Source organism: Pseudomonas sp. MYb327 (genome assembly GCF_040438925.1).
Taxonomy (GTDB): Bacteria; Pseudomonadota; Gammaproteobacteria; order Pseudomonadales; family Pseudomonadaceae; genus Aquipseudomonas.
This window is the reverse complement of sequence record NZ_CP159258.1, coordinates 496915-505000: the sequence shown is the minus strand read 5'-3', so window position 1 is coordinate 505000 and position 8086 is coordinate 496915. Positions and strand designations below refer to the sequence as shown.

The following is an 8086-nucleotide window of genomic DNA, read 5'->3' as shown; positions in this document are numbered from 1 at the left end:
AGCCTCAACAGATTTATCCCTCTTCGCAACATGCAAAACGCGTTGTGGATTGTCTAGAATCCAGTTATCCACCAGGGCTGAGTAGGTCTTTGACTTGTAAAGACCACCAACTGTAACACTTCTCATTTTCGGCACCAAAGCGAGGGTTGTCTGAGACGACAATGCAAGCCGCTCGCTCTTCTCTATAAATCTAGCGATATATGAAAGCAAGTTCTTTTTAAACCTGAATGTCAGCCCCTCTTCGTCTTTAACCACTTGGAGAGCTTCTTGTATAAACCGTGCTCGCCTTTCAATCTTTGAGATATCCGACTCCCTTTTTTTACTAGGATTCGCGTGAAGCATCGCTGTCATCCTCCCCAGAAGTCAAAGTCCTAGTATCCGAAATTAATTTAAACCACTCGAGATCTGCGGAGGTCAGCAAGGTAACTAAGTGATCCATATCAATTCCCTGAGCACGGAGCTCATCTCGCATCAACGCAGCTAAACGAATCTCTGGATTTACCACAACGGGTTCGAGTAGGGCCTCATAGATGTCCCCACGCTGTGCTAGCACCAGTCTAATTGCTCGGTTCACCTTATCTCTGAACTCAACAGACATTGTGCTCGGAAACTGACAGACCTCATCTAACCTCCGCAAAAACTCTTCGGGAGATCCTCTTTCAACCACATGCCGTGTTATCTCGCTGCATACTATATTCTTATCCGCAGCTATGTGAGACGACTTGACCTCACCCTTACCGCGCTTAAATATCAATGTATCCATGGTTCGCTCAAGAAAATACCAAGCGAGCAACTCTTCGCCCAGAAATTTCAATTCAACTTCTAAGGTTTTCAGATCCCGCGTCAAATGACTCAAATCGAAAGACGCCAGCTGATCTTGAATACGCTTAAAGTCTTCGGCCATTTGATGCCGTTTGGCAGCGACAGCAAAAATTGCGTTTAACGAAAAAATGGCATAAGGACACCAAGGGCAAAGTTTGCCCCCATTGAATTTCTCCACAATATGCCCTGGGCATACAAATCCTTTTACACATATATGAGTTGAGACCTCAATTATATTTGCCGATTTCTCTCTCGCTATGATTCCGAACGCATCTTGATTATCATCATAGCTGTGCTTATCGGGAAAATTAAGAAATCCATATTTTTTGACGATACTGCTCACGTCGCCGCTCCCACGAGCGGCTAGCAACGACTCAAATCCTGTGCTAACTCTATCCGATTTTATTAATGGACTTTTAACTGGATCTAGATGATTTATAACCCCAGAAAAGCGGCGTCGAAAGTCATTTTTTCCTGTGTCATAATGGATGACGGTCTTCACAGTCTGTCCTGTTGTTTTGGCCACCTCCTCGGGAGTCAGACGAGAAAGTAGTTGAGTAACATGCGTTGCACGTCCCCCATGACTGGTGACTTTCGCCCTCAAGCTAACCGGACAAAATGGAGTATCTCCATCGGGCGCACTCTCGTAGGCGACCTTGACAACCCCGCTCTTTTTCCTGGTAATTTGCCACTGATCCCAAGTATAAAAATCTGATTTGCGAGATTTAGTCGCGGGTGGCACACCTATATAGGCCACACACTCAACCTCTCCAAAACCAGAAACCCTCATCCAAGACTGAAATCCAAGTTGCGAATATGTAACAACTTCGGCATAAACACTATCATTGATCGGCTCACCAGACTCAGCATTATTGCAGAAAAGGCAAAAAATTGAACCCCACTTAGACTCCCTTTTGCCGTTGTAAAAATAGGCTTTATTAAAGCCTCGAGCATTATAATCCGAGTGAATTTTTTTGCGCCATGCGGCTTGACGATCTAACTGCTCTATTATTGAATATCGACAAATAACAGTAAAAGGCTGCTCATGAACTTTGTCGGTATTTATGTATAAATAAGATATCCCCAAGCGAGAATCCATATCTCGATCAACGTGCATCGCATAACTGTCCGCAGCAAGCCATTGCAAATTTTGGCCCCGGAGCCCTCCTCTCACGAGGCAGTATGGAAAAATAGTCGTTGCGGGATTATAATGAAACTCCCCTCCTACTTTTACCAACGCCAACGCTCTACGATCTATAGACAAAATCGGTTTATTTAGCCCATCCACATTAACGAATGGAACATAGCCTACAGTTTCGAACGTGATCTCAGCGCTTGAGCTGGCATCACACCTGAATCTAAATGATTTAACAAACTCCTCAAGAGCAGTTTCAGCAGAAGCTACGGCATCCAGGTAGCGGATATACAAATCCTCATCTTTCGTTGAAAATGCATGCTTCGTCGTTGTAGAGCTTTTTTTTGATTTCGGCAACCAATTAACGGGTTGCGCCAGTTTCTTACACCCTAACTGATCGAAGCAAAAATCAATGAGATATTCAAAGAAGATACGGAGGTTATTACCTACAGCATAGTAGAACTCAAAGCCCAACGCCCCGTAGAACTCTACAAATGTTAAAGGCCGAGCGCCTCGCGCAGCATTTTTTACGTTATAAAAGATTTTCCCTATGAATTTGTTTGGAGCATTCGGAAATACAAAACTACTACCAGGATGCAGGCTAAACCATCCAGGCAAATAAAGAAACAAATAGAAATTCAACCGACCGAATAAAGTATTCCATTGCTTAGCATTTTCATAATTTTGAGTTTCTAAATATTCGGTTTCCAGATCAGCCCAAACTTCCACTGACTCCCCAATATCAAATCCCTTTGTCTTCCAGCAGAGAGCCAAATCCAACGTTTTCAGTGTTTCACCCATGAAATGGCTCGCAGGTATCCTTGAATCATCAAGGATTGTACGTACCAGCTCTAGCGGATCACTACTACGCATAATATGTGAAGAAAAAAATTCTTCGCGTCCTAGCCGAGCTACTTTATCAGAAAGCTCTTCGGACATGTTTCTTCCTGACGATTTGCGTACTTCTACTCCACCAAACCCCATCCTCGATGGGAACTTATCCTTTAAAATATTAGAAATTTGCTCTAACGGTAGCGGAGAGATTTTCATTCCATTTTCAGTGGAATTTAATTGAATATCTCTCCACTCCCAGACTTCGTTAAGCAGAATTTCTTCTGGCGTGTACCAAGTGGAACTCAATATCAATTTTGCTGCCATCTGAAAATTTCGCCGATTCTTCTTTTCCTCGGCGACATACTCCAAGCCGTATTTGCTACCGGTAGCCTTTTCTGTATCTAATCTTCTGAACACCAGCATAACTTCGGTATAACACGCTGACGATTCTGGCAACTCATCCAACCATGGAAGCAAGGGCCGGGTAAATACATAAGGAAGAAGAAGGCACTTCGACTTATATAATATAATCAACAACACCTTAGCCATTTGCTTAAATTGCCTGCGTGCTATTTCACCAACTGAGTCCACGCCAAATAATGTCATCAGTTTTTTTTCGGCAGAAGATACAACCGAATTACCTTGCGTCATACTGAAGACGAATAGAAGCTCAATATATGCCAATACAATATCATCTGACGGCTTATATTCGCAGAGCTTAGAAAAAACATGAGACTTACTACCCTTCCGCCCATGAAAAACTCTATCGAGTCGGGCAATTGCGCCAGGGTAACTATCAGCTATTTTCTCAGCAGACATTAGGAACAGTATAGAGTCTGAAGTGTTTATCATGCCGCCTCCTGAGTCTTCTTATCGCGGGCCACCTTTTCTTCTGCGATTTTAACTTGTAGATAAGCAATCCTTTTCTCATGAAAACCTATCAAAAGCTCATCTACACTTTTCCCTGCATTGGCCTTGTGATCAGCAAATGCGACATACAGCTTTTCGTTAAGCAACTGTATATCTAAAACAGCATATCGAGCCACGCTTGAAATTTGTGAATGCCCCGTCAACGCCATTATTTCGTAATCAGACAGACCCACACCATGAGTATGTTCGACAAAATTTTTCATGTAGACGCAGAAACTATGCCGGAGACTATGAAGTTTCATTCTGTATGGCTTTAGCCCTGAACCTAATACCTTTGCAGCGGCAGTAGCGAATGGTTTGACTATCACACTTCCATAATCACAAAATCGAAGCGGATATCCATACTGTGATTGAAATACGAAATTATTCGCAACACCTGGCTGGTATTCGTACTGCATATATAGTTCTAGAAGATCAAAAAACATGTCACCGTAAGGCTGTAGAAGCAGCGTGTATTTAGTGGTTCTTCCTTTCCATGAAAGTTGATCTCGTTGAGCGGCAGTTAACCCTTCGTATGCCTCCAAATAATTTTCCCGCTCTGATGGTTCAACTGCAAAGATCTCACGGGTAACTAAATCGATATCTTCCCACAGCACCTGCAACGCCTCAGATGCTCTCAGTGAGGAGGCCCCCATCAACGCCCAAAATGCACCATCTCTGTAGGAGGTTGCTTCGTTAATGAGTTGCGTAATTTTATCAAGAGGGAAAAATTTGTCCTCCCCATAAGGTTCTAACGATTTCCTAATTTTAGGTAAATGAGAAAAAATCCTCAGCCGCTTGCTATTTTTTTTTCCCCTAACTTGTCTTCCATATACTTTCTCTAGATAGGCAAGTTCTTGCTCTGACTTAGGGACACCAACTGACCGAAGCTCTGCTAACAATTTGGCCTGGCACATCGCATCCTCGCCTACACTACAATCCAGCGCGCCGTCATATCCTTCATGGCATCCTATGATCAGTTGCTCAACCGCAGCATGATGCGCTAACGATGTTTTTTTGCTTACCATTGGCGAAGGTCGACGTCGGTCAATCGCTTGAACAAGCGAAGACATCGAATTAATTCCCTGTGTAAGGTAAGAATGATAAAGTCGCGAAAGCCTCATATATGTTGTTATGTCAGCACTACCACATACAGCTATGCCAACTTCCAAGTAGTCCAAAAAAATCGCTACCCGATCTGAGTAGACTCTGATTGTGTGATAGCTGCGCCCGAGCTCGACAAGCCAAAAAATAAAAAAATCAAATGCCATTGATCTTTCCCACGCGCCGCCCGTAGATTTTCGCATACATTTGAAAGCATTACGTCCAAGATAAGTATCTGGATCCACCGTGTAGTATAAATTTGACATATTGAAGTCCGCACGATGAATTTCAGTTCAGATGCAACCTATAGCGGCAACCTATAGTGCTTGATCTTTAGCGGTTTAAATACCCCGTGGCACAGGGATACTCAACACTCAAAATGTTGTTAAGTTCATGCTGAGTTAGCGGCGGGCTCGTTTGCCACCGTTCGACCTTGGTAGAGGTGAGCCCCCTACTGCCATGATTGATAAAACATAGACCCTCCTCAACTTCTTTGCAACCCCACAAGCGTGAAAAAGTTGAAAAAAAGTTAAAAAAAGAGGAAAGGATTTATTATAGATTTATTGACAATATATACACTTAACATTTATCCAGACCTCGGCCGAAATAAGGAAACCATCTGTACATTATTAATAAACATCCCTATACACTCTGTATCTTTCAGCATTCACTGTAATTTACCCCAAAATATATTCGCTATGGCTTCTTAAACAATCACATAACTCTTATTATACTGTCTCAGCCCTTGCGCCCTCAATTGAAGCATTAGTCCAACACCAACATTCAAAATGTCGGCATGCTTATGCCAGGAGCAATGATGCCGCACTCATCAAGTACAAGAATGGCACTGACTTTAGTGACAATGTCGAAAGATCGATGGGAGAAGCCAGAGGATCATTACTCCGTGAGCGGTGTCCCACCCTCTCCCATCTCTGTGCGCTTTGCTCTGAATCCTGCTGCGAAAACCTGTCAATTGAGTAGAAAATGCGACCTTCTTCTGCCTCCCAGTTTAATGGGTATTCTCTTGATATACTCGTTAAGGCCTTGAATACAAAAGGAATTATTCGGACGAAAGGTCGTTTTCACCTTTGACAGTTTTTCACCTATCGACTTTGATCTAGGTACACCTAGGAGGAAAGCCGATATGTCTTTTTTGCCCCTGTTTCACCCCGAATGCGCTCCGGTAGCTCTGGATGATGGTCACCACTACGTAGTGTTTAGCACTCTGCAGTGGAAAGACCCCAACCTCGAAGTGATGACAAAGGCAGCCAAGCAGCGATTCGCCGTCCTGTACGGCCAGCCTCTGGAAGAAAGGTTCATGATGGAGACCCTGGAACAAGCGCACATTCAAGGCGCCATGTCCGGGGTGAAGCTCATCTCCATCCACAAAAACCTGCTCCGGATCTTTTTGAGTGACGAAGTGGCAGGTACCACCTTCCATGCCATTGAATCCTTGTGGGAACCGATCAAAGAATTGGATCTCAATCGAGGATTGGAAATAGATTTTTCTTGCGAGCACGAAGCCTATTCAGGCCGCTCCGATTACTTGTTTTGGCGTGCAGTCAAAGAAGTCCTTGAATCGAATACCTTGGGTATTGATCAATACTCGATTCCTGTTCTGCATGACTGCTCAGATAATATATTCAAAGGCGATGAGCCGGCATCTCACCAGTCTCATGTTGATATACGCCCGTCTTTCACCCCTCAACCAGCAGCACCCACTCAGCTCTGCCCGATGGTGATGGGTTCGGTAGCGTCCATGACGGGGCATTCCGAGTGCCTCGCATCCCAGTATTACATCCACCCGCATCATCATCGTAAGCCTGACGCTTGATAAATGGCCACAAAGGTCATGCGTCATTAAATGCACTGTTCTATTCCACATCCACTGTCAGTACCGTAGCTTTGCCAAAAGGTGCGTACATGATCTATTCCCGACTGCTTTATACAGAACATGAGCATCCCCATGATGAACATGGTGAGGGTGCATATACTATTTTTAGCACTCAGCAGACAAGGGACGTTAACTCCATGCCCCTTAGTACAGTTTCTTTGCAGAAATTTGCGATTCTATGGGAAGGTCGCCCCGACACTCGGGTAATCGACTTGATCGAAGAAGGCATCATCAAAGGAGTGCTAGCCCCTGTAAAGCTGTTACATGCTTCTAAGGGCACACTTTTCATCGCATACGACTCCATGCTGGACGACGGACATTATGAAGGGTTTGTAAACGCTTGGGCGGATATCGCTTCTGGCGCTTTATATGACTGTTGGACGGCAATGTTTATTGTTGATCTTGATGTAACCAATCGAGTCGAGAGCTGTAGGCTGTTTAGAAATTACGCTCCCGAAATCTTGGAGAACAATGTATTAGGCATTACGGAATTCACATCTGATATGTTTCTATTTTGGGATGAGTGGGATCCTGAAAATATGTTCGGATCAGAGCCTCAAGAAGAGCCTCAAGAAGGATCTGAGCGTCGATACGATTTTGATTCATTTGATGATGACATTAAATTTTAGTGCCACCAGTCGAATATCTTCTTGTACGCGCCTCTTCCAGAGGACGGCTGTCGTGAACCAAGCCTCGGCGCAGGCGCCGGTCATGGCCCTTTGGGCTTCCATCCTCGCGTCTGCGCGCTCCGCTTACTAGCAGCGCTCAAGCCGGTGCTACCAACTTTTAGGAGTAAAAAGTGATTATGCAGAAGAGACCGCCCTCAATCCGTACCTGCTCCCGCTTCTTCCAGCCGGAGTACGACATGGTCAGCACGAAGAATGGTGAACTCAAGTACACCGTTTACGCTGCACCTCAGCGCTTTAGTGAGCAGCTCGAAATGCAAGAACTTGGACTGCAGCGGTTCGCAATCATTTGGGACAAAAACCCGCAGTACGAGATTTTTGAGTTAATCGATCGGGCACTGGTAAGTGATCTTCTATCACCCGTTTCGATGCTTCATCTTTCCTCAGAAAAACTAACCATCATCGCTACTCTGCCGGAAGGTAAAAACGCTGATGTGATTTCTTTCACTTACGATCGCCGGTGGAAGGAGTATCCCTTGAAAACCCAATGGCAAAGCTGGGAATTTCAGCGGCTAGGCCCAGATGACCTTCTTTCATTGGAGACCAATAGCGTACTTCGTCTCAACGGGCCACATACTTTGAGCACCGAAAACTTCGGAGTTTACGCTTATGAGGAGATGTATTTTGCCTTCAAGGATATTGAATTATAACGAAGTGAACTGACATTTCACTGTTTTGAAGCGCTAACAAATACCTAGCCTA

At 44.4% G+C, this 8086-nt stretch carries 6 protein-coding genes (1 of these 6 cut by a window edge); 3 read left to right on the top strand and 3 right to left on the bottom strand.

Annotated elements, in window-relative coordinates:
• The 3 genes in view from ABVN21_RS02255 to ABVN21_RS02245 are tightly spaced (each overlapping or abutting the next) and all read right to left on the bottom strand, a layout consistent with a single transcriptional unit that may run on beyond the window.
• On the bottom strand, positions 1-342 hold the 5' portion of the coding sequence (locus ABVN21_RS02255; RefSeq protein ID WP_339555592.1) for a hypothetical protein. 306 nt of this gene lie to the left of the window's left edge; 342 of the gene's 648 nt are visible here — the first part of the coding sequence; the start codon lies at positions 340-342; the stop codon falls past the left edge of the window.
• Complete coding sequence (locus ABVN21_RS02250) at positions 323-3643, bottom strand: hypothetical protein (protein WP_339555591.1); 3321 nt, start codon at positions 3641-3643, stop codon at positions 323-325. Before ABVN21_RS02250 ends, ABVN21_RS02255 begins: the two co-directional genes overlap by 20 nt.
• Positions 3640-5070 (bottom strand): tyrosine-type recombinase/integrase, encoded by a 1431-nt coding sequence (locus ABVN21_RS02245; protein ID WP_339555590.1) that lies wholly within the window; start codon positions 5068-5070, stop codon positions 3640-3642. Before ABVN21_RS02245 ends, ABVN21_RS02250 begins: the two co-directional genes overlap by 4 nt.
• 878 nt (positions 5071-5948) lie before the next feature.
• On the opposite strand from ABVN21_RS02245, the gene ABVN21_RS02240 reads away from it, so the two are divergent.
• From ABVN21_RS02240 to ABVN21_RS02230, 3 genes are all read left to right on the top strand, one after another.
• Positions 5949-6638, top strand: coding sequence for a hypothetical protein (locus ABVN21_RS02240; RefSeq protein ID WP_339555589.1), 690 nt, complete (start codon positions 5949-5951; stop codon positions 6636-6638).
• Positions 6639-6727: 89 nt separating this feature from the next.
• A complete protein-coding gene (locus ABVN21_RS02235) occupies positions 6728-7327 on the top strand; it encodes a hypothetical protein (protein WP_339555588.1) in 600 nt (199 codons plus the stop codon).
• Positions 7328-7563: 236 nt separating this feature from the next.
• Entirely contained in the window at positions 7564-8034 is a 471-nt protein-coding gene (locus ABVN21_RS02230; protein WP_339555587.1) for a hypothetical protein, read from the top strand.
• The last annotated feature ends 52 nt before the right edge of the window (positions 8035-8086 follow it).